This is a genomic window from Nocardioidaceae bacterium, from assembly GCA_018672315.1.
In the GTDB taxonomy this organism is placed as follows: domain Bacteria; phylum Actinomycetota; class Actinomycetes; order Propionibacteriales; family Nocardioidaceae; genus TYQ2.
Genome location: CP076053.1, coordinates 1007234 through 1024327, shown reverse-complemented (window position 1 = coordinate 1024327; position 17094 = coordinate 1007234). Strand labels below are relative to the sequence as shown.

Sequence of the window (17094 nt, the reverse complement as noted above, 5' to 3'; positions counted from 1 at the left end):
CCTACGGTCGGCTCAGGCCTCCCGCGCGGGCGCGACCTGGGCGTCGGCCAGCGCCTTGGTGATGCGGCGGCGCACCAGACCGGCGCCGGGGATCGACTCGAGCTGGTCGAGCGTGATGGTCGTGAGCCCGACCAGGGTCTGCAGCGTCTCCACGATCAGGCGTACGTCGTCCTGGGTGCGCGGCAGCGTCTCGAGGCGGGCCAGCGTGGCGTCCAGGTCGTCCAGCAGGCCGCGGTCGAGGGCGTCGCCGATCTTCGGCACCAGCGGCCGGGCCTCGCGGACGAGACCCGTCACCTCCTCCAGCAGGCCCTGCTCCACGGCCGCGACCACGGCGGGCACCAGCGGCCGGATCTCGCCGAGCAGCGCCAGCACCTCGTCGAGCAGCAGCTCGACCTTGCCGGTGAGGCGGCGTACGAGCGCGGTCATCTCGCCCGCCGGCACGGCGACCCGCGTCGTCCACGTCGTCCCCGCCCGCTGCGCGACCGCGACCACGAGCAGCGGGCGGCGGTCCCGAGGTGGGCGTGCCCTGCGGTGCGTGGGCGGCTGCGAGAGGCGCGAGGAGGAGTCGAGATCCGGCTCCACCAGCTCGAGCAGTGCGGTGGCCATGGTCACCGAACGTACGCGCCCGAGCTGTCCCGAAGCGGCTGCGACCCGCTCAGATGCCCGCTCAGATGCCCAGCGAGCGGCCGATGATCTCCTTCTGGATCTCCGTCGTGCCGCCGTAGATCGTCTGGATGCGGGCGTCCTTGTAGTCCCGTGCGATCGGGTACTCGTTCATGTAGCCGTAGCCACCGTGCAGCTGCACCCCGTGGTTCACGAGCTCGACCTGCAGCTCGGTGGTCCACCACTTGGCCATCGAGGCCAGCTTGGTGTCGAGCTCGCCCTTGTTGTGCCGCGTCACGCAGTCGTCGACGAAGACCTGGCAGATGTGGGCCTTCGTGGCCATCTCGGCGATGAGGAACCGGTTGTGCTGAAACTTGCCGATCGGCTTGCCGAAGGCCTCGCGCTCCTTCGCGTACGCCAGGCACAGGTCGAGGGTGCGCTGGCAGGAGGCCGCCGCGATCATCGCGATGGACAGGCGCTCCTGGGGGAGGTTCTCCATCAGGTAGATGAAGCCGTGGCCCTCCTGGCCGAGCAGGTTCTCCTTCGGCACCATCACGTTGTCGAAGAAGAGCTCGGCGGTGTCCTGGGCGTGCAGGCCGACCTTGTCGAGGTTGCGGCCGCGCTCGAAGCCTTCCATGCCGGTCTCGACGACGAGCAGGCTGAAGCCCATGTGGCCCGCGTCGGGGTCGGTGCGGGCGACCACGACGACGATGTCGGCCATGATGCCGTTGCTGATGAAGGTCTTGGACCCGTTGAGCACGTAGTGGTCGCCCTTGTCGACCGCGTTCGTGCGCAGCCCCTGCAGGTCCGAGCCGGCGCCGGGCTCGGTCATGCCGATCGCGGTGATGATGTCGCCTGAGACGCATCCGGGCAGCCAGCGCTGCTTCTGGTCCTCGGTGCCGAGGGCGGAGATGTAGGGAACGATGATGTCGGTGTGCAGCAGGAAGCCGGGGCCGCTCACGCCGGCGCGGGCGAGCTCCTCGCACACGACCTGGTTGTAGCGGAAGTCGTCGATGCCGAGGCCGCCGTACGCCTCCTCGACGTCGAAGGCGAGGATCCCGGCCTCGCCCGCCTTCTGCCACACCTCGCGGCTGACCTGGCCGTCCTTCTCCCACTGGTCGTGGTGGGGGACGCACTCGCGCTCGACGAAGGTGCGCACGGTGCTGCGGAAGTCCTCGTGCTCGGGCTCGAAGATGTCTCGGCTCATGACATGGAACTGTGACAGTGAAACTGTCACGGTGCAAGCACCGAGGCCCGCGAAAAATCACGAGGCCCGTGGAACCCCGGCTGCCACCCACCGCGTCGGTTCGGTGTGAGGCTTGGCCAGGTGAGCAGCGGCGCCGACACGGGCGGGACGGACGCGGATTTCGACGCGTACGTCCACGCCCGCTGGCCACGTCTCGTGCGGACGGCGGTGCTGCTCGGGGCATCGCCGTCCGAGGCCGAGGACGTCGCCCAGGAGACCCTCACGCGGTGTCTGCTCAAGTGGGACCGGGTCAGTGCGGCGGAGAACCGCGACGCGTACGTGCACCGCATCCTGGTCAACCTGTTCACCTCGATGCGCCGCAGGCGCTGGTGGGGCGAACGGCCGGTCGAGCACCTGCCCGAGCCGCCGGGTGGGGAGGCCCTCGACCCGATGGCGTCGGTCGACGAGGCGGACTTCCTGGCCCGCGCGGTGGCCGGTCTGCCCGAGGCGCAGCGCGCCGTCGTGGTGCTGCGCTACTACGCCCACCTCGGTGAGGCCGAGACCGCGGAGGCGCTCGGGATCGCCGTGGGCACCGTCAAGAGTCGTACGTCGCGGGCGCTGGCGGCCCTGGCCGCCCACCCCGCGCTGATCGAGGAGCGTGGTCGCTGATGAGCAGCCGTCATCACGACGACATCGAGAGTCGGGTCGCCGCGGCGCTGGAGCGCCAGGCGGAGCGGCTGCCGGTCGCAGCGGCACCGGTGGCGGAGATCCGCCGGGACGCGAGCCGTCCGGGACGGCGGGTCCGCAGCGAGGTCGTGCGCCGCCCCTGGGTGGCCGCCCTGGCGGTCGCGGCGGCCAGCGCCCTCCTCGTGGGAGGGGCGGGCATCGCCGCCGAGAGCCTCCTTCCGGCCGCCTCCGACCGTGCGACGGACGCCGGACCGGCCGAGGGCGGACAACCACCCCTGCAGACGGAGCGCCGCCTCGGGGCCCCGCCGATGGGATCGGTCTGGTTGGGCGTCGGACCCGTCGTCGTCTCGGTGCCGAGCGAGTGGGTGCTCGACGCAGGGGACGGCCGCGCCTGCCCGCGCGACGCGGCGTACGTGACCTCCGGTGCCGACCCGCAGGACGACGCCGACGCGTGCGACCTGCTCGCGAGCCGCCTGGAGCGGGTGACCGTCGGGCCGGTCGACGACGACACACCCGGGATGGAGCAGGACAGGGTCGTCTCCGGGGAGCCGGCCGGCCGCGCCGGCGTCTTCTGCTTCCAGACCCGCCCGCCGCAGTGCGGGGCATCGGTCGTCTTCGACGAGCTCGGGCTCGAGGTCGGCGCACGGTCGACCACCGACGCCCGCACCGTCGACGACATCCTCGACCGGGTGCGCGTCGTCGACGACCACGCGGGCGTGCCGGCGTACGAGGGGCTGGGCGTGGAGACGTACGTGCGACTGCTCGAGTCCTACGGCCTGGTGGCGATGCCGGTGCCCGTGGCCCCGAGCGAGGGGGAAACCGGGACCGTCGTGAGCACCGACGTGGAGCCCGGCACGGTGGTGCCTCGTGGCGCCGCCGTCGAGGTCACCTACGTCGCCGACAGCGAGGACCCGGTGGACTTCACCTCGCCGACCGCGGCGACCGACGAGGACCTGGTGGGCACCTGGCGGCTCGTCGACGTGGCGGGTCAGCCGCCGCTGCCCGGGACGCTGGGGCGCATCGTCCTCACCGGGCGCACGGTGACCTGGAATGACGGTGTGAACCGCCACGTCAGGCAGTACGACGTCGGGCCCGACGGCGCCCTCTCGACCTCTGCCGGCTCCGAGGAGCGCACCGGGTGCACGCCCCGCCGTCGGTGCGAACGTCCCGCCGGCGTCGGCGTCGAGCAGGCCGACCGCGTGCTGGTCGGCCCGCAGAGCCTGATCCTCATGGACGGCGGTCGTGAGCTCGCCCGCTACGAGCCGGTGCCCTGAGACCTCGTCCCCGCGGTCGATCCGGGCCAGGACATGACCTCGATCCACCGCGGGGGTCCGGTCGCGCCATACCCTCGACCCATGGCCGAGCCGAGCACCGAACCCGCGTCCGCCGGTGAGCTGACGATCGACGAGCTCGCGCAGGTCACCGGGGTGACCGTGCGCACGACGCGCTACTACGCCTCACGCGGACTGCTGCCGCAACCCGTACGCCGGGGTCGCGTCGCCTTCTACACCGCCGAGCACCGGGCCCGGCTCGAGCTGGTGCGTGCCCTCCAGGACCACGGGTTCACGCTCGCCGCGATCGAGCGGCACCTCTCCTCGATCCCGTTGGAGGCCAGCGTCGAGGAGCTGATGCTGCAGCGCACGATGCTGACCAGCTGGTCGCCCGTGCCCCGCACGGTGCTGACCCGTGAGGCGCTCGAGGCCGAGGTCGGCAGGCCGCTGGCCGAGGAGGAGCTCGACCGGCTGGTGCTCACCGGAGCGGTCAGCGAGACCGGTGGGGGCTGGGCCCCGACCCCGGGCTTCGAGGTCGGCGTGCAGATGCTCGAGCTCGACATCCCGACCGAGTCGCTCGTCGAGGCGGCCACCGCGATCAACCGCCACATGGACGCGCTCGCCGACGAGCTCACCGAGATCGTCCGGGAGCGGGTGCTGCGGCCCCGGCGTGCGGGCGCCGGCGACGCACGCACGACGGAGGCGACGTACGCGCGGCTGCGTGAGATCACGCTCGCGGCGGTGGTCTCGGGCTTCCAGCGGGCCGCGGACGAGGTGATCACCCGGTCGTTGGCCCGCTGAGCACCGGCCGGTGGGGTCGGACCGGCGAGGTCAGAGGATCGGCAAGGTCCTGGTCAGCGATCCCACGGGGAGGGCACCGGTCAGCTCGGTCACGGTCATCGTGACCCCCAGCGCGCCCAGCGGCAGACCGGTCAGCGGGAGCAGCAGACCACCGAGCGGGCTGGTCGCCCCCTGCGGGATGGTGAAGGGCAGGCTCGCGAGGGGCAGGTCGCCGAGCAGGGTCGAGACCGTGGCGGTCAGCACACCGGTCACCTCCGTCGGGGCGGCGCCGTCGAGCGAGAGCGGCACCGGGAGTCCACCGGGGAGCAGGCCGGTGAGACTGCCGGGCAGCGTGCCGAGCGACAGTCCGGGCAGCGGCTCGGGGTCCGTCCCGGGGTCCGGGAGGACGTCGGGGAGGGTGAGCGTACGCGTCAGGTTGCCGGCCGCGGCGCCCGTCAGCTGGGTGACGGTGACGGTCAGGGCGCTGCCCCCGACCGGGAGGTTCGCCAGCGGCAGGAGCAGGGTGCCCGTCGGCGAGAGCGACCCCTGCGGGATCGTGAAGGGGATGCTGGCCAGGGGCAGGTCGCCGAGGACCGTGGACACCGTGGCGGTGAGCACACCGGTGACGTCGGAGGTGCCGACCTTGCTGAGCGACAGCGGGATCGGCAGCGAGCCGCCGAGCCCGAGCAGGTCGGTCAGGTCGGTGGGCAACGAGTCGCCGAGTCCGAGCGAGGGCAGCTGGCCGGTCGCCGGCCCGCCGTCGCCGTCGTCCGCTCCGTCGTTGTCGAGAATCGTCAGGGGCACGGTCGCGAGCGCGGACCGGTAGGCCCCGGAGACGACGGTCAGCACGAGCGAGGCCCTCTCGTCGGGCTCGGCGAGGTCGTCGTCGACGGTGGGGATCGAGAGCACGCGGGAGAGGTCGGTGGTGCCGAAGGCTGTCGAGCCGGCGCGCTCGCCGAAGTCGGCGGCGTCGGCGCTGCCGGGCACGACCTCCCAGAGCACCTCGAGGGGTCCGAGGGGCAGCGACGTCAGCGTCAGCGGCAGACGGACGGGCAGTCCCTCCAGCACGGTGAGGCCGGTGGGGAGTCCGACGAGCCCGGGCGGCGGCGCGGGCACATCGGTGTCGGCGTCGAGGATCCGGACGCGGCCGATCCGCTTGCCGACCTTCGCGCCCTTGACCTTCGTGATCCTCACGCGCAGCTCCTTGCCGCCGTCGACGGCCGCGTCACCCAGCACCGGCACCCTGATCAGCGTGGCTCGCGAACCCGCGCGGATGATCGCGCGCCCGCTCCGGGGCGTGAAGTCCTCCCCGGCGACGGCGCTGCCGCCCGCGGTGCGCCACCGCACCACGACGGTGCGGTCGACCGCACGGCTCAGCACGGCTCGCAGCGTGGCGAGCGCCTCGCCGCCGGACGGCTCCTGCACGGTGACGTCGCGCAGCGACACCTTCGGCGCGCCGGCGGCGGACGCCGCCGGCACCCCGAGGCCGCCGAGGACGAGCCCGCCGGCCGCAACGGCGGCGGCGGTGACGGTCAGGGCGCGTGGACGGTTGCTGGACCGGCTGATGGCATGACGACGCACAGGCATGATGACGGACTTCCCCCGAAGTGGTGCGCCCGAGTGGCGCAGGTGCCGCACGTGCGGGACCCGCCCCTCACGGTAGGAGCGGTGACGCGGCGTCGGGCGTGATCCGCTCAGGCTTTGCCGAGCCCTTCGACCTCGTCGGCCCCGGGGAGCCCCAGCAGCAGCGGGCCGGGCACCAGCAGCTTGGATCGGCGTACGCCCGACCCGAGCACGACGACCTCCTGCGCGGCCAGGGAGGCGTCGACCAGGAGGCGCCACTCCGGGGGCAGCCCGACCGGGGTGATGCCGCCGTACTCCATGCCCGACTCGGCCACGGCTCGTTCGGTGGCCAGGAAGGTGGCCTTGCGGACGTCGAGGGTGCGCTTGACCAGCCCGTTGACGTCGGCCCGCGTGTCGGCCCGCACGACGCAGGCGGCCGTCCGCTCCTCACCGGCGCGCTTGCCGGTGACCACGACGCAGTTGCCCGAGGCCGCCAGCGGCAGGTCGTACGCCTCGCACAGCGCCGCCGTGTCGGCGAGGCCCGGGTCGATCGCCACCACGCCGACGTCGTCGGCGCCGGGCCACGCTTGCAGCGCCGCGACCGTCGCCGGGGCGAGCAGGTCGGGGCGCTCCAGCGCGGGAACGGTCGTGAGGCGGCCGAGGGAGGGAGTGGTCACTCGCTGAGTGTGCCGCGGCGCCGGGTGGCCAGGCCGACCAGGCCGACGATCCCGGCGAGGAGCAGCATGGAGGGCAGCACGACGCCGAGGTCCTCGACGCCCAGCAGGGTGCTCTGCGCGAGCGCCCAGGTCGCGACCCCCCCGAGGTAGAGGACGCCCAGCACGAGCGCGACGGGGCGTACGTCGCGGACCTCCTGGACGTCGCGGTCGGGCTGGGTCAGCGTCTCGGTCGGGTGCTCGTCGGTGGTGTCCATGGGGTCCTCGGTCTGGTCGATCTCGTCGGTGGGCGTCATCAGCTCGTGCAGCGGTCGGGTCTCCTCCTCGCCGGTCATGCCTCAGGCACCACGCGGATCACGCCCGCGGTCAGGGTCAGTCGCAGGTCCAGCGGGTCGGACACGGCGTCGGGCGATCCGCCGGTCCCTTCCCCGTCCGGGGTGAGGAGGGTGTCGACGCGGCAGTCGAAGCCGCTGCAGCCGGCGTCCGAGCCCACGACGAGGATCTCGCCGACCACGTCGACCACGCCTCGCAGACGCACCGGTACCGAGGCCGGCAGGAGCACGTCGATCTGACCGAGGGACCCCGTGAGGGTGATGTCGCGACCCGCGAGGTCGGCCGGGTCCATGCCGCGCAGGTCGAGCACGTAGTCACCGCTCCCGACGGTCGTCGTCACCGGCAGCGCGGACACCTCGGTCGGGGCCACCCGGGTGGTCTCCGCGTCGAACGCGCCGCTCTCGGCCGCCGACGTGATCGCCAGGGCGACTGACATGGTGAAGCCGAGCAGTCCGAGCAGCAGCGGGCGGCCGCGCCAGGCGCCGAGCACGAGCAGGGCCCCGGCGACGGTCAGGCCCACGGCGGGGTAGATCGAGCCTCGCACGTCGGTACCCAGCGCCTCGAGCAGGCCGAGGGCGCCCCACGCGACGGCGATCAGCGCGAGCGCGGGCCACAGCAGCAGCGGACCGGTGCGCCGGGGACGTCGGGGCGCGGGCGGCGCCAACGGCGCCGGGGGGGTGGCGTACGCCTCCGGCGGCACCGGCCGCGGTCCCGCTCGCCGCGATCGACGTTCGCGCACGAAGAGCACCGCCCCCACGACGAGAGCGAGGAGGACCAGCGGTCCGGCGTCGCCGAGGCCCATCACCGGACCGAGGAGGAACAGGGCGCTCAACCCGGCCACGGCCACCACGATCCAGCCGCGTGTGGAGGGGGAGGTCCGGACGGCAGCGGCTCCGGTGGCCTCGTCGGGGAGCAGGAGCCACAGGGCGACGTACAGCGCGACCCCGACACCGAAGAGCCCCAGCACGACCAGCACCACCCGCACCAGCAGCGGATCGATCGCCAGGTGCCTGGCCAGACCGCCGGCCACACCACCGAGGTAGCGGTCCTCGTGGGACCTGGTCAGCTGCGAAGCGCGCTGGACAGGCCCCGGTGGTTGGGGCTGTGGTCGGGGCTGTGGCTGGGGCCCGGGGTCCGTCATGGTGTCGGAGTCGGGTCCGGGGCCGGGGTCATGGGTCTCGTTCATGGCTCCATCGTCGGCTCGCGGACCGGCCGGCCACATCAGGGACTTCCCTGATTCCCACCCCGGGTCCGCTGCGCGACCATGGGGGTGTGACCACGACGGCCCCCGCCTCGGCGCCCCCTCACGGGGAGGTGCCCCGTGCGTTCCGCAGCACCTCCGACCGGTGGGTCGGGGGTGTCGCCGGAGGCGTGGCGGAGCACCTCGGCGTCCGGTCCGAGCACGTGCGGTGGACGTTCGCGCTCCTGGTGCTCGCGAGCGGCTTCGGGCTCGTGCTGTACGCCGCGCTGTGGCTGGTGCTGCCCAGCGACCGGGCGGTCCGCCGCGACCGTGCCGCCGCCGAGGCCCCCGGTCTGGTGGCCGCCGAGCGTGCAGGCCTGCGCACCGGGCGACGCACTCCCCTCGCGGTCGCGGGGGCGTGGGCGGTCGTGGGCGCGCTCGTGCTCGGCGGGGTCGGGCTGTTCGGAGCGCTGACGGGCACGACCGGGTTCGTGTGGCCCCTTTTGCTGGCCGGCGCCGGGCTCGCGGCGCTCTGGCGGCAGGCCGACGTGGCGGAGGAGGAGCGGCTCGCCGGTGGACGTCTGGGCATCCTCGGGCTGCTGCTCGGCCGCGGTGGGCTCCCTGCGTACGCGCGTCTCGTCGGCGGCGTCACGTTGTTGGTGGCGGCGCTCGCGGTGCTGCTGGTCGGCCGCAGCTCCCTGGGCGGCGGGCTGCTCGTCGTGGTGGTCGTCGGGGTCGTCACAGGCCCCTGGGTGGCCCGGCTGGCCCGGGGATACCTCGAGGAGCGCGCCGAGCGGGTGCGCTCGGAGGAGAGGGCCGACGTCGCGACCCACCTGCACGACTCGGTGCTGCAGACGCTCGCGCTGATCCAGCGCAGCGCCCACGACCCGGCGACGGTCTCGAGGCTGGCGCGCGGCCAGGAGCGCGAGCTGCGGACGTGGCTGTTCGCGGACCGGCCGACCGGTGGTGCGCTCGACCTGGCCGAGGGGCTGCGTACGGCCGCCGCGTCCGTCGAGGACGGCACGGGGGTGACCGTCGACGTCGTGGTGGTCGGGGACCTGGCGGCCGACGACCCGCTCGTGGAGCCGCTGGTCGCCGCCGCCCGCGAGGCCGTGACCAACGCGGCACGTCACTCCGGTGCGCCCAGCGTCGACGTGTACGCCGAGGTGGCGCCCGATCTCGTCGAGGTGTTCGTCAGGGACCGTGGTCGCGGTTTCGAGGTCACCGAGGTCGCCGAGGACCGCCGCGGTCTGCGGCACAGCATCGCCGGACGGCTCGAGCGCGCCGGGGGCACCTCGCACGTCCGCACCCACCCCGGCTGGGGCACCGAGGTGACCCTCCGGGTCCCGCGACCCGCGGAGGCGGCCCGGTGACCGGCCCCGGGGCGGCCGAGCGGCCCTCGCCGACCACACCCACGAGGGTCGTGGTGGTCGACGACCACGCGATGTTCCGCGCCGGGGTGCGCGGGGAGCTCGCCGGGGCGGTCGAGGTCGTCGCGGAGGCCGAGGACGTCGAGGGCGCCGTGGCCGCCGTGCTCACGCACCGTCCGGAGGTGGTCCTGCTCGACATCCACCTGCCCGGCGGGGGCGGGGCGAGCGTCCTGCAGCAGGTGGGGGCCCGCGCGCCCGGCACCCGGTTCCTGGCGCTGAGCGTCTCCGACGCCGCCGAGGACGTCATCGGTGCCATCCGTGCCGGAGCGCGCGGCTACGTCACCAAGACGATCTCCCGCGACGAGCTGCTGGACGCCGTACGCCGGGTGGCCGACGGTGACGCGGTGTTCTCGCCCCGGCTCGCCGGATTCGTGCTGGACGCCTTCGCAGGCGCCGGCGCGGCGCCCCCGACCTCCCTCGACCCCGCATTGGACCGGCTGACCGAGCGTGAGCGCGAGGTGATGCGTCTGATCGCCCGCGGCTACTCCTACCGCGAGACCGCCGCCGAGCTGTTCATCTCGGTCAAGACCGTGGAGAGCCACATGGGCGCGGTGCTCCGCAAGCTCCAGCTCTCGAGCCGCCACGAGCTGACGCGCTGGGCCAGCGAGCGCCGTCTGCTGTGACACGGTCGCGGGCCCCGGTCGGGACACACCTAGGCTGAGCCCATGACCGTCGTCTACTGGCTGCTGCTCGTGGTGCACCTCGTGGGTCTGGCCGGGGTGCTGTTCGGACTGCTGCGACAGCTGAAGTCCGAGGCGAAGGTGATCGACGCGATCATCCTGCACTCGATCAACACCCAGCTGGTGGCCGGTCTGCTGCTCGTCGGCGTGCTCGAGGGCATGGACGGCGAGGACGTGAACCACACCAAGATCGGTGTGAAGCTGGCGATCGCCCTGGTGCTGGCCGTGCTCGCCTGGGCGAACCGCAAGAAGCCCTCGATCCCCGAGGGGCTCTTCTACGGCTTCCTCGTGCTCGAGGTGCTGAACACCTTCGTCGCCCTCTTCTGGTGACCGACCCGGTGATCCACAGGCGGCTTCCCGCCCCGGCCGGGAGCGTCGGCGCGCGACCGTAGGCTGGCGTACGCGATGACTGCCACCAGCGAGACGACCTCAGCCACCGGGAGCACCGAGACCGGCAGGGCCGCGCGGGCCTCGGGTCCGACCCCCGACCAGCTGCTCGCGGGCCTCAACGAGCCGCAGCGCGAAGCGGTGCAGCACGCCGGTCCGCCGCTCCTCGTCGTCGCGGGCGCGGGCTCGGGCAAGACGCGGGTGCTCACCCGGCGCATCGCATGGCTGATCTCCCAGCGCGGCGCCCACCCGGGCTCGATCCTCGCGATCACCTTCACCAACAAGGCCGCCGCCGAGATGCGCGAACGCGTCGAGGACCTGGTCGGCCGCCGCGCCCGCATCATGTGGGTCTCCACGTTCCACTCCGCCTGCGTACGCATCCTGCGCCGCGAGATCGGGCGGCTCGAGATCAAGCCGACCTTCACGATCTACGACGCGGCCGACTCGCGACGGCTCATGACGCTGGTGTGCAAGGAGCTCGAGCTCGACGCCAAGAAGTTCCCGCCCCGCTCGGTCCTGGCCTGGGTCTCCAACGCGAAGAACGAGCTGAAGGACGCAGAGGACTGCGCCGAGGAGGCCACGAGCGACGTCGAGCGGGCGCACGCGAAGGCGTACGCGCTCTACCAGCGACGCCTCGTCGACGCCCACGCGCTGGACTTCGACGACCTGATCATGACGACGGTGCGCCTGTTCCAGACCTTCCCCGAGGTGCGCGAGGCCTACCGGCGGCGGTTCCGTCACGTGCTGGTCGACGAGTACCAGGACACCAACCACGCGCAGTACGCGCTGGTGCACCAGCTGTGCGGCTACGACCCCGAGAACCCCGCCGGCGACCCGCTGACCGCGAGCGGCGGTGAGGCCGACCAGCCCGCCGAGCCGCGGGTGGAGCCGTCGGAACTGATGGTCGTCGGCGACGCCGACCAGTCGATCTACGCCTTCCGCGGTGCCAACATCCGCAACATCATGGACTTCGAGTCCGACTTCCCCGACGCCCGCACGGTGATGCTCGAGCAGAACTACCGCTCCACCCAGACGATCCTGACCGCGGCGAACTCGGTGATCTCCCGCAACCGCGGTCGCAAGGACAAGCGCCTGTGGTCCGAGGCCGGCGACGGCGAGAAGATCATCGGCTACGTCGCCGACGACGAGCGCGACGAGGCCCGCTTCGTCGCCGACCGCATCGGCACGCTGACCAAGGACGAGGACGTGCGGCCCGCCGACGTCGCGGTGTTCTACCGCACCAACGCGCAGTCCCGGGTGTTCGAAGAGGTCTTCATCCGGATGGGCACGCCCTACAAGGTCGTCGGCGGGGTGCGCTTCTACGAGCGCGCCGAGGTCAAGGACGCTCTCGCCTACCTGCGCATCCTGGTCAACCCCGACGACGAGGTCTCCCTGCGTCGCATCCTGAACACGCCACGTCGCGGCATCGGCGACCGGGCCGAGGCGATGGTGGCGGCGTACGCCGAGCGCGAGGGCACCAGCTTCTGGGGCGCCCTGACCCGCGCCGAGAAGGCGCCGGGCATCGCCTCGCGGTCCCTGTCGTCCATCCGGTCCTTCGTCGCGGTGGTGGAGGAGCTCACCCAGATGGTCGACGCGGGCGAGCGCGCCGACGTCGTGCTCGAGGCGATGCTCACCCGCACCGGCTACCTCCCCGAGCTCGAGGACCGCATCGCGGAGACCCACGACCCGCAGGACGAGACCCGCGTGGAGAACCTCGCCGAGCTCGTCGCGGTCGCGCGGGAGTTCGCCGACGAGGCCGCCGCGGAGGCGGCACGCGCCGCGGCCGGGACCGACGACGGTGACGACGGTGACGACGCGGACGCCGACGCCGACGCGACGGACGACGACGAGCCCGAGCTGCCCGGTCTGTCCGCGTTCCTCGAACGCGTCGCCCTGGTCGCCGACGCCGACCAGATCCCCGACACCCCCGCCGAGGGCGACGGCCCCGAGCCGGGGGTCGTGACGCTGATGACCCTCCACACCGCGAAGGGACTGGAGTTCCCGGTCGTCTTCCTGACCGGTCTCGAGGACGGCATCTTCCCCCACCAGCGAGCCCTCGGCGACCCCGCCGAGCTCGAGGAGGAACGACGCCTGGCGTACGTCGGCCTCACCCGCGCCGAGCGCAGGCTCCACGTCTCCCGGGCCCTGATGAGGTCGGCCTGGGGGGCGCCGGCGCACAACCCGGCGAGCAGGTTCCTCGCCGAGCTGCCCGTCGACCTGGTCGACTGGCTGCGCACCGAGGCCGAGCAGACCTCGTGGGGCCGGCAGGTCGCCCCCGGCGGCTCCGCGATCGGGGGTGGCGACGGGCGTACGCCGATCCGACCCCTCACCCGGCGGGTCAACCGGTCCTTCGACTCGGCCTCGCTGCGTGCCGACGCCGCGGCCAAGGCGAGCAAGGGCCGCGACGTGCCCGTGCTGGAGCCCGGCGACAAGGTCTCCCACGACTCCTTCGGGCTCGGCACCGTCGTCGCCGTCGACGGCTCCGGCCAGCAGTCGACCGCCTCGATCGACTTCGGCTCCGCCGGGGTCAAGCGGCTGCTGCTGCGCTACGCCCCGGTCGAGAAGCTCTGAGGCCCCCGCGGCCCGAGACGCGGCTCAGGGGTTGACGCCGCGCGAGACCAGCGCGGCGAACGGGTCCACGGGGTCCCCGCCGCCGGGTCGCACCTCCAGGTGCAGGTGCGGTCCGGTGCTGTTGCCGGTCGTGCCGACCTTGCCGATGGTCTGACCTGCGACGACCTGGTCGCCGACCTGGACGCCGTAGGCGGAGAGGTGGCAGTAGGAGAGCTCGATGCCGTCGGGCGTACGGATGATGATGCGCTCCCCGTACGCGCCGGCGTAGGACGCGGAGATCACGCGGCCGGGGGTGATCGAGCTGAGGATCGTGCCCTCGGGCGCCGCGAAGTCCAGCCCCGTGTGGCGGCTCGACCACAGCGCGCCGCCCTGACCGAAGAACGCCGTGAGGCGGTAGCTCTGCAGCGGCAGCTTCCAGGAGTTCTGCGGCGTGCGGTTCGCCGTCTCCTGGGCCGCCTGGGCCAGCTCGGCGAGCGCCGCGTTCGACTGCTTGGCGACGGCACCGGACGCGGGACGCAGCTCGGTCCTCGAGGACTGGCCGAGCGCCTGACGCTCGGAGTCCCGGCTGACCGGAAGGCCGCGGTCCAGCAGCACGGCCTCGCGGATCGGGGTGCTCGAGCCGGTCACGGCCCGCGGCGACAGGGAGGCGTACGAGCCGAACGCTGACACGGGCGACGCAGCCGTCAGGGCCATGGGGGGTGTCGTCATCGGGGCCGGGCCCGAGGTGGGCGAGATCGCCGCGCTGTCGGCGGCGGTGCCGCCACCGATGACCGAGAACACCGCGAGACCGGTCAGCAGGGGGACGGTGACGGCTGCGCGCGTACGCGTCCGCATGACCTGTCGACGGCCCGTGCCGCCGGCGGCCCTGCGTCGCGCGCGCCCGGGTGCGCGGTGCGAGGTCGGTCGCTCGTGTCCCATGTACGTCCTGTCTGTCTCCGAGGTCACACCGTCGGATCGGGTGCCCCCCGGGTCGACCGGGGCGTCAGGGGGAAACAACGACCACGGTAACGGCTTTGTCACGGGTCCAACCATGTGACGGTCGCCTCTGTGGAGAACCGCAGCGGGCGTACGGGCCCTCCGGTGGTTAGTGTCACACCCATGAGCAGTGTGAAAACGTCCACGGCTGTACGCATCGTCGTCGCGAAGCCCGGGCTCGACGGTCACGACCGCGGCATCAAGGTCGTCGCGCGTGCGCTCCGCGACGCCGGCCACGAGGTCATCTACACGGGGCTGCAGCAGACGCCCGAGCAGATCGTCGCGGCGGCGATCGCCGAGGACGCCGACATGATCGGCCTCTCGGTGCTCTCCGGTGCCCACCTGACCCACTTCCGCAAGGTGATGGCGCTGCTCGAGGAGAACGACGCCCGCGACATCGTGGTCTTCGGCGGCGGCATCGTGCCCGAGGAGGACCTGCCCGAGCTCGAGCGTCTCGGCGTGGCGCGCATCTTCACCCCGGGCACGCCGACCACCGAGATCACCGACTGGGTCGCCGGCTCCGTCACGCCTGCCTGAGCACCTGCTCGGCCACCTGGTCCGCCACCCAGCCGGGGCGTACGCGGGGCAGCCAGTGGCCCTCGTCGACCTCGACGCGGCGCAGGTCGGTGAGGTGCCGGTCGAGCCCGTGCAGGGACGCGGTGCTGATCCACGGGTCGTCGGTGGCGATGAGCAGCTGCGTGGGCACGTCGCTGCGCCAGTCCCGCGGGTCGCGGATGCGCTGGGTGACGTTCGCGCGGTAGAGCTCGAGGCCCGGGCGTGCGTTCGCGGCGACCTGGGGGCCCCAGTCGAGCAGTCTCGTGGTGTCGTCGAGCAGCCGGATGACGCGGCGCAACCACCACGGCTGCCGGGTCCACAGCCACTCGGGCAGTCGCGGGAGGTGGAAGAGCCAGACGTACCAGCTGTGCAGCACGAGCTGCTTGAGCAGGCGCCGCAGTCCGCCGCGGCGCCGCAGGGAGAGTCCGAGCTCGTCGAGGCTGGGTCCACTCATGGCGGTGTAGGAGGCCACGCGGCCCTGCAGGGAGCTCGGCGCGTGCTGGTCGATCGCGGCCCAGGACTGGATGGCTCCCCAGTCGTGGGCGGCCAGGTGCACCCGAGCGCCGTCGGGGACGCAGCTCTCGACGACGGCGGCGATGTCGCCGACCAGGCATGAGATCGCGTACGCCTCCCGCCGGGCCGGGGCCTCGGACCCACCGGCACCGCGCACGTCGTGCCGGACGACGTGCCAGTCGGGCGGCAGGTGGTCGACGACGTCGTCCCACATCGAGGCGTCGTCGGGATAGCCGTGCACCAGGAGCAGGTGGACGCCGTCGGGGCCGCCGTCGGCCGGGCCGGACTCGGTGACCCGAAGGCGTACGCCCCCCGCCCCCGCCACGTCGCGTCGCCGCGAACCGGTGGGCCCGCCGCGGCGTCCTGGTGCAGGTCCGCTCGTCATGGGCAGGACTCTAGGCGGCCCCCGTCGCCGTCACCCATCTCACGTGCCCCTGGCTGCGACCAGGCTGCACGGCGAGGCGCACGAGGACTAGGGTCGCGATGTTGTCCTCCGGCCCGAGGCCGGACCCGAGAGAAGACAGGCTGTGAACCAGTGGACCTGATGGAGTACCAAGCGAAGGAGCTCTTCGCCAAGCACGACGTGCCGGTCACCATGGGCAGGGTCGTCGAGAACGCCGAGGACGCCCGCGCGGCGGCCGAGGAGCTCGGCGGCAAGGTCGTGGTCAAGGCGCAGGTGAAGGTCGGTGGACGAGGCAAGGCCGGCGGCGTCAAGCTCGCCAAGACCCCGGACGAGGCGGTCGAGAAGGCCGGCGAGATCCTCGGGATGGACATCAAGGGCCACACGGTGCACCGCGTGCTGCTGGTGCCGATCGCCCAGATCGACGAGGAGTACTACTTCTCCTACCTGGTCGACCGCACCAACCGGTCCTACCTGTGCATCGCGTCGGTCGAGGGCGGTGTGGAGATCGAGGAGGTCGCCAAGACCGACCCCGACAAGATCGCCCGCGTGCAGATCGACCCGCTCGAGGGTGTCACCGACGAGGTCGCCGACCGCATCATCGCCGAGGGCAAGTTCCCCACCGACATCGCCGACGGGCTGCGTGAGGCGTTCAAGGCGCTGTGGGAGTGCTTCATCGCCGAGGACGCCTCGCTGGTCGAGGTGAACCCGCTCGGTCGCGTCGACGGAGACAAGGTCGACGCGCTCGACGGCAAGGTCACCCTCGACGAGAACGCCGACTTCCGGCACGCCGAGCACGCGGACTTCGTCATCAAGGAGGACGCCGACCCGCTCGAGCAGAAGGCCAAGGACAAGGGCCTGAACTACGTCAAGCTCGACGGCCAGGTCGGCATCATCGGCAACGGCGCGGGCCTCGTGATGAGCACCCTCGACGTGGTGGCGTACGCGGGCGAGAAGCACGGCGGCATGAAGCCCGCCAACTTCCTCGACATCGGTGGCGGTGCCTCGGCGCAGGTCATGGCCGACGGCCTCGACGTGATCGTCAACGACCCCCAGGTCAAGAGCGTCTTCGTCAACGTCTTCGGCGGCATCACCGCCTGCGACGCGGTCGCCGACGGCATCGTGCAGGCCCTGGAGATCCTCGGCGACGACGCGAACAAGCCGCTGGTCGTGCGGCTCGACGGCAACAACGTGGAGGAGGGTCGTCGCATCCTGAGCGAGGCGAACCACCCGCTCGTCACGATGGCCGAGACCATGGACGGTGCGGCCGACAAGGCCGCCGAGCTGGCCGCACAGGCCTGAGAGG

The 17094-nt window shown here is 72.8% G+C and carries 17 protein-coding genes; 9 read left to right on the top strand and 8 right to left on the bottom strand.

Going from position 1 to position 17094, the window contains the following annotated elements; translation table 11 throughout:
- Window positions 1-12: 12 nt before the first annotated feature.
- The gene (locus KLP28_04785; protein QWC86045.1) at window positions 13-606 is read right to left on the bottom strand and encodes a hypothetical protein; all 594 of its coding nucleotides are present in this window, start codon (window positions 604-606) and stop codon (window positions 13-15) included.
- A 61-nt stretch (window positions 607-667) separates the two neighbouring features.
- Window positions 668-1810 (bottom strand): acyl-CoA dehydrogenase family protein, encoded by a 1143-nt coding sequence (locus KLP28_04780; protein QWC86044.1) that lies wholly within the window; start codon window positions 1808-1810, stop codon window positions 668-670.
- A 120-nt stretch (window positions 1811-1930) separates the two neighbouring features.
- Between KLP28_04780 and KLP28_04775 the strand changes: the two genes are divergently transcribed.
- The 3 genes from KLP28_04775 to KLP28_04765 all read left to right on the top strand — a co-directional run bounded on the left by KLP28_04775 (window position 1931) and on the right by KLP28_04765 (window position 4548).
- The gene (locus tag KLP28_04775) at window positions 1931-2458 is read left to right on the top strand and encodes a SigE family RNA polymerase sigma factor (protein ID QWC86043.1); all 528 of its coding nucleotides are present in this window, start codon (window positions 1931-1933) and stop codon (window positions 2456-2458) included.
- Complete coding sequence (locus KLP28_04770; protein ID QWC86042.1) at window positions 2458-3750, top strand: PASTA domain-containing protein; 1293 nt, start codon at window positions 2458-2460, stop codon at window positions 3748-3750. The genes KLP28_04775 and KLP28_04770 overlap by 1 nt, the downstream gene beginning before the upstream one ends.
- 81 nt (window positions 3751-3831) lie before the next feature.
- On the top strand, window positions 3832-4548 hold the full coding sequence (locus KLP28_04765; protein QWC86041.1) for a MerR family transcriptional regulator: 717 nt from the start codon (window positions 3832-3834) through the stop codon (window positions 4546-4548).
- Window positions 4549-4578: 30 nt separating this feature from the next.
- Here the strand turns inward: KLP28_04765 and KLP28_04760 are convergent, their stop codons facing one another.
- The 4 genes from KLP28_04760 to KLP28_04745 all read right to left on the bottom strand — a co-directional run bounded on the left by KLP28_04760 (window position 4579) and on the right by KLP28_04745 (window position 8283).
- Window positions 4579-6114 carry a hypothetical protein gene (locus tag KLP28_04760; protein ID QWC86040.1) on the bottom strand — a complete coding sequence of 512 codons (1536 nt, stop codon included), beginning with the start codon at window positions 6112-6114 and terminating at the stop codon, window positions 4579-4581.
- A 107-nt stretch (window positions 6115-6221) separates the two neighbouring features.
- On the bottom strand, window positions 6222-6767 hold the full coding sequence (locus KLP28_04755) for a hypothetical protein (GenBank protein ID QWC86039.1): 546 nt from the start codon (window positions 6765-6767) through the stop codon (window positions 6222-6224).
- On the bottom strand, window positions 6764-7099 hold the full coding sequence (locus KLP28_04750) for a hypothetical protein (protein ID QWC86038.1): 336 nt from the start codon (window positions 7097-7099) through the stop codon (window positions 6764-6766). Before KLP28_04750 ends, KLP28_04755 begins: the two co-directional genes overlap by 4 nt.
- Window positions 7096-8283 carry a PspC domain-containing protein gene (locus tag KLP28_04745; protein ID QWC86037.1) on the bottom strand — a complete coding sequence of 396 codons (1188 nt, stop codon included), beginning with the start codon at window positions 8281-8283 and terminating at the stop codon, window positions 7096-7098. Before KLP28_04745 ends, KLP28_04750 begins: the two co-directional genes overlap by 4 nt.
- Before the next feature lie 128 nt (window positions 8284-8411).
- On the opposite strand from KLP28_04745, the gene KLP28_04740 reads away from it, so the two are divergent.
- From KLP28_04740 to pcrA, 4 genes are all read left to right on the top strand, one after another.
- Window positions 8412-9650 (top strand): PspC domain-containing protein, encoded by a 1239-nt coding sequence (locus tag KLP28_04740; GenBank protein QWC86803.1) that lies wholly within the window; start codon window positions 8412-8414, stop codon window positions 9648-9650.
- Between the two features lie 71 nt (window positions 9651-9721).
- Window positions 9722-10330 (top strand): response regulator transcription factor, encoded by a 609-nt coding sequence (locus KLP28_04735; protein ID QWC86802.1) that lies wholly within the window; start codon window positions 9722-9724, stop codon window positions 10328-10330.
- A 42-nt stretch (window positions 10331-10372) separates the two neighbouring features.
- Window positions 10373-10717, top strand: a complete 345-nt coding sequence (locus KLP28_04730) for a hypothetical protein (GenBank protein QWC86036.1) — start codon at window positions 10373-10375, stop codon at window positions 10715-10717.
- A gap of 75 nt (window positions 10718-10792) precedes the next feature.
- The gene (pcrA, locus tag KLP28_04725) at window positions 10793-13345 is read left to right on the top strand and encodes a DNA helicase PcrA (GenBank protein ID QWC86035.1); all 2553 of its coding nucleotides are present in this window, start codon (window positions 10793-10795) and stop codon (window positions 13343-13345) included.
- Window positions 13346-13369: 24 nt separating this feature from the next.
- On the opposite strand, the gene KLP28_04720 is transcribed toward pcrA, so the two are convergent.
- Complete coding sequence (locus KLP28_04720; protein ID QWC86034.1) at window positions 13370-14263, bottom strand: M23 family metallopeptidase; 894 nt, start codon at window positions 14261-14263, stop codon at window positions 13370-13372.
- A 180-nt stretch (window positions 14264-14443) separates the two neighbouring features.
- On the opposite strand from KLP28_04720, the gene KLP28_04715 reads away from it, so the two are divergent.
- A complete protein-coding gene (locus KLP28_04715) occupies window positions 14444-14857 on the top strand; it encodes a cobalamin B12-binding domain-containing protein (protein QWC86033.1) in 414 nt (137 codons plus the stop codon).
- Here the strand turns inward: KLP28_04715 and KLP28_04710 are convergent.
- The gene (locus KLP28_04710; protein QWC86032.1) at window positions 14844-15773 is read right to left on the bottom strand and encodes an alpha/beta fold hydrolase; all 930 of its coding nucleotides are present in this window, start codon (window positions 15771-15773) and stop codon (window positions 14844-14846) included. The genes KLP28_04715 and KLP28_04710 overlap by 14 nt on opposite strands.
- A gap of 150 nt (window positions 15774-15923) precedes the next feature.
- On the opposite strand from KLP28_04710, the gene sucC reads away from it, so the two are divergent.
- Window positions 15924-17090 carry an ADP-forming succinate--CoA ligase subunit beta gene (gene sucC / locus KLP28_04705; GenBank protein QWC86031.1) on the top strand — a complete coding sequence of 389 codons (1167 nt, stop codon included), beginning with the start codon at window positions 15924-15926 and terminating at the stop codon, window positions 17088-17090.
- The last annotated feature ends 4 nt before the right edge of the window (window positions 17091-17094 follow it).

Coding starts and splice junctions, on each gene's coding strand:
- KLP28_04785 (QWC86045.1), bottom strand. CDS start 606: ATGGCCACCGCACTGCTCGAGCTGGTGGAGCCGGATCTCGACTCCTCC.
- KLP28_04710 (QWC86032.1), bottom strand. CDS start 15,773: ATGACGAGCGGACCTGCACCAGGACGCCGCGGCGGGCCCACCGGTTCG.
- KLP28_04750 (QWC86038.1), bottom strand. CDS start 7,099: ATGACCGGCGAGGAGGAGACCCGACCGCTGCACGAGCTGATGACGCCC.
- KLP28_04760 (QWC86040.1), bottom strand. CDS start 6,114: ATGCCTGTGCGTCGTCATGCCATCAGCCGGTCCAGCAACCGTCCACGC.
- KLP28_04745 (QWC86037.1), bottom strand. CDS start 8,283: ATGAACGAGACCCATGACCCCGGCCCCGGACCCGACTCCGACACCATG.
- pcrA (QWC86035.1), top strand. CDS start 10,793: ATGACTGCCACCAGCGAGACGACCTCAGCCACCGGGAGCACCGAGACC.
- KLP28_04720 (QWC86034.1), bottom strand. CDS start 14,263: ATGGGACACGAGCGACCGACCTCGCACCGCGCACCCGGGCGCGCGCGA.
- KLP28_04770 (QWC86042.1), top strand. CDS start 2,458: ATGAGCAGCCGTCATCACGACGACATCGAGAGTCGGGTCGCCGCGGCG.
- KLP28_04730 (QWC86036.1), top strand. CDS start 10,373: ATGACCGTCGTCTACTGGCTGCTGCTCGTGGTGCACCTCGTGGGTCTG.
- KLP28_04715 (QWC86033.1), top strand. CDS start 14,444: ATGAGCAGTGTGAAAACGTCCACGGCTGTACGCATCGTCGTCGCGAAG.
- KLP28_04780 (QWC86044.1), bottom strand. CDS start 1,810: ATGAGCCGAGACATCTTCGAGCCCGAGCACGAGGACTTCCGCAGCACC.
- KLP28_04765 (QWC86041.1), top strand. CDS start 3,832: ATGGCCGAGCCGAGCACCGAACCCGCGTCCGCCGGTGAGCTGACGATC.
- KLP28_04735 (QWC86802.1), top strand. CDS start 9,722: ATGTTCCGCGCCGGGGTGCGCGGGGAGCTCGCCGGGGCGGTCGAGGTC.